The 3,836-nt window shown below is 68.2% G+C and carries 2 protein-coding genes; both read right to left on the reverse strand.

The annotated features are described in order from the left end of the window. Positions 1-231 (reverse strand): hypothetical protein (locus NH448_RS23230; RefSeq protein WP_253029568.1); only part of this gene is annotated, 231 nt, incomplete at its 3' end. Then, positions 228-3,836: exodeoxyribonuclease V subunit beta (gene recB, locus NH448_RS23235; protein WP_253029569.1), on the reverse strand; the 3,609-nt coding region annotated here is incomplete at its 5' end. The genes recB and NH448_RS23230, both read right to left, overlap by 4 nt.

The raw sequence follows: 3,836 nt of genomic DNA on the forward strand, positions 1-3,836 counted from the left end.
GCTGGCGTCGCCGTCCGGCGCGAGGCTCGCCAGGCGGTGAGGCAGCGCCGCGTCGAGATCACGGATCCAGCCGTACTCGGCCCAGGCAAACAGCAGCGACAGCAGGGCCTCGGGGTCGGCCAGTGCCTGCTCCGGGGTGGCAAAGGGCGAGGACGGCAGGGCGGTCGAGGCTGAATCGCCCGGTGTCTCGCCGTTCCCCTCGCGGTGTACCTCAGGGTTAGCCTCGCTCATGCCATTGCCTCCCCGCTGGTGTCATTGTCATGGCCGGTGGCGCTGTCGTGGGTTGTGGTCGCGGCGCTGCCCGCCTGTCCGGCCAGGATATCGTCGAGTGCCTCGATAAAGGCTCGGGGCGGCTTGATCGCGGCGACGCCGCGCGAGGGCGCGGTAATACCTCGCAGAAAGACCAGCATGGCCCCTCCAACGTGGCGGTCATAGTCATAGTCCGGCAGGCTCTGGCGCAGGTGGCGATGCAGTGCCACCAGGTAGAGCGCAAGCTGCATGTCGTAGCGCTTATCGAGCATGGCGGCGCGCATGGCGTCCTGGTGGTAGGCGTCATCGTCGGGACCCAGCCAGTTGGACTTCCAGTCGATGATATAGAAGCGCCCCTGATGCTCGGCCAACAGGTCGATAAAGCCCTTGAGCAGGCCGTTGAGGCGCTGATAGCCCAGTTGGGGCCTGGGCTCTCCGGGAAACAGATGCTGGCGGGTGAGCTTGTCCATGGCCGGGGTGATGGCGTCATGGGTGGCGAACCAGAAGTCGGGCTCGGCACGGTAGCGCTCAAGGCTCCCCAGCACCGGCCCATCGTCGGCATCCTCGCCGTCGGGGCGCTCTTGTGTGGTCGAGGTCAGCGGCGTGGTCAGCCAGCGACGGATGCCATCGGTCAGCGCCTGGGTGTGTGCTTCCCAGCCCCGGCGGCGGCAGCGTTGGGCCAGGCGGGCGAGCAGGCCTGCATCGTCAAGCGCGCTGTCAAAGCCGTGCTCGGCCAGCGCTTCCAGCACGCCGTGCAGGAAGGTGCCAGGGCCAGGGCCCCGCGGGAAAGCGTGCAGGGTGCCGGGCTCCGGGGCGCCGGCTTCCCGCGCCGCGGGCACCAGGCGGGCGTCCAGGTGCTCTTCCTCGAGCACTTCGGCCTCGGGTGTCTCGGGGGCGGTGGCTCCCTTCTGGGCCAGCGAGGAGTAACTCGCGATCCACCAGGGGGCAAAGGGGCGGTGGCTGGGCGTGCGCGCGCCCTTGGTGGCGAGCTCGGTGGTGACCGGGTGGTACTCGATCTGGGGGCTATCACTGCTGGCGTCGATGGGGTCCAGGGCGATGGCGTCGAAGCCCCCGCTCATGCTCTCCCAGCGCTCGCGCAGATTCGCCAGATCAGGGATCGTCTCGCCGCCGGCCAGCAGATAGCCCAGCGCTGACTTGTGCAGGGTGGCGCTCCTGGCGTTGCCAAGCTTGAGGGGGGCAAGGCCAACGAAGGTGGCGTGGCGCGCTCGGGTCAAGGCGACGTACAGAAGCCGTACCTCCTCGGATAGCCGTTCGTCGTCGGCCAGCTCAAAGCCCTCCTTGGCCATCTCCTTCTTGGCCGCCAGTTCGAGCAGCGGCTGGTCGTCGACGTGGTACAGGGGCGTTCCGGACTGGCCGCTGATTTCCTTGTAGGTGCACAGGAACGGCAGGCACACCAGCGGATACTCGAGTCCCTTGGACTTGAAGATGGTCACCACCTGGATCAGGTCGGCGTCGCTTTCCAGGCGCAGGATCTGCTCATCGTGGCCGGGGTCGATGAGGTGTTCGGCGAGCACGCGAATCAGGGCGTGGTCGCCGTCCAGGGTGTCGCTGGCCTGTTGGGCCCATTCGGCCAGATGCAACAGGTTGGTCAGGCGACGCTGGCCCTGGTGGGCGCCGAGCAGTCGCTCGGGGATCCGGTAGTCGTGCAGCAACTGACGCAGCGCCGGCAGTACGCCCCGACGCTGCCAGCGCAGGCGGTAGCCAAGAAAGCGCTCCTGTACCCGCTCCCAGGCGGTCTCGTCGCGTTGCAGCCGGTCGAGCTCCGCCAGTCCCAGGCCCAGGGTGGCGGTGGCCAGAGCCGTGCGCAGGGTCGACACCGACTCCGGGTTGGCCATGGCCTTGAGCCAGTGATGCAGGTCGCGGGCCTCGGCGGTGGCGAAGACGCTGTCACGATCCGACAGGTAGACGCTGGCCAGGCCGCGCTCGCTCAAGGCGTTGCGGATGGCGCTGGCCTCGCTGCGATCGCGCACCAGGATGGCGATATCGCCGGCCTTCAGCGGTGTGAGCTTGCCGTCACCGGCGTTCGTTGATGTGGCAAAACCGGCGCTTGGAGTGCCGTCGCCAGGACTGGCCTGATTGAGCCAGTCGGCGATGCGGTCGGCGCAGTGGCGGGAGGCCTCGCGCAGGTAACCTTCCTTGTTGAGACAGCCGTTGTCCTTGTTGCCGTCGGCGATCAGCCAGCCGGTCAGCGCGGCGGCGGGCTTGCCATCCAGGCACAGGGTCTCCTTGCGACCGTTGGCGCCGACCGATTGAAAGGGCAATGGATTGTGGTTGTCGGCGGCGAAGCGGAAGGCGGCGCGGGGGTGGCGCTGCTCGGCGAACGCGAACAGCCGGTTGACCGCTGCCACGGCGGCCTCGCTCGAGCGGAAGTTGGTGTCCAGGCTGTGGTGGTGCCCGCGGGTGGCGTGACGGGCGCCCAGGTAGGTGTAGATGTCGCCGCCGCGAAAGCCGTAGATCGCCTGCTTGGGGTCGCCGATCAGGATCAGCGCCGTGGCGTCATGGTCAGGAGCGCCTGGCCCATCCAGGTCGTGCTGGGCGTCTGGCTCAGGGGTGGGCGCATCGCCGATACGATAGACCCGCTCGAAAATGCGGTACTGGGCCGGATCGGTGTCCTGGAACTCGTCGATCATGGCCACCGGGAACTGCTGGCGAATACGCCGCGCCAGGGTCTCGCCGCCGTCGCCGTCCAGGGCGCAGGCCAGTCCAGTGATCATGTCGTTGAAGCCCATCTGGGCGTTGGCCTCGAGCTGCTCGGACAGCCGCCGGCTGACCCAGTCGCGGGCATCCGCCAGCACCTGGGGGTAGAGCTCGCGCTGTAGGGTCTCGACCTGCTCGTCGTTATCGCGACACGCCTCCAGGGCCTCGAACAGGCCAAGCACGGGCACCTCGGTGCCCTTTTTTACCCGCAGCTTGGAGCGCGCGAGCTTCTGCACGAAGCTCGCCTCGGCAAGGGGCAGCTTGCCGTTTGCCCAGTCGCCGAGCTGTTCCAGCCAGCCGTCGAAGGTCTCGTCGTCATCCTTGCCGCGAAAGCTGCCGCCGTGCATCGCCGGGCGCAGCGTGCGCAGGCAGTCGTGCACCGCCTCCTTCTCATCCAGGTAGGCGCGGCGGGCGGCGTCTTCCAGCCTGTCGGCGCTCCCACGGGCGTCGCTGAACTGGGCGAGATGGGCACCGAAATCGCCCGCGGCCAATGGCTCGCCGCAGAAGACCAGGCTGGCATCCTCGCGGCCGAGCAGGTTGCGCAGCGCCTTGTTAAGCCCCTGGGGCGAGCCGAACAGCTCGACCATGGACGCGGCCAGGGGCTCGTCGAGGGGGTAGACGCGGGTGCGCCAGTAGTCGGTAACCGCCTCCTGGGTCATCTCGCCGAGATCCTTGACCACCTCCTGGCGAAACAGCTTGCCGCTGTCGAAGGCATGCTCCTTGAGCATTCGCTGACACCAGCTATGGATGGTCGAGATGGCGGCGTCGTCCATCCATTCGGCGGCAAGCATCAGTCGTCGGGCGCAGGCGGGCCAGGCGTCGCGCTCGAAGTCGTCGCGCAGCGCGGCCAGCAGCGGGTCGCGCTCGGC

The organism is Halomonas sp. OfavH-34-E, assembly GCF_024124525.1.
GTDB lineage: Bacteria > Pseudomonadota > Gammaproteobacteria > Pseudomonadales > Halomonadaceae > Halomonas > Halomonas litopenaei.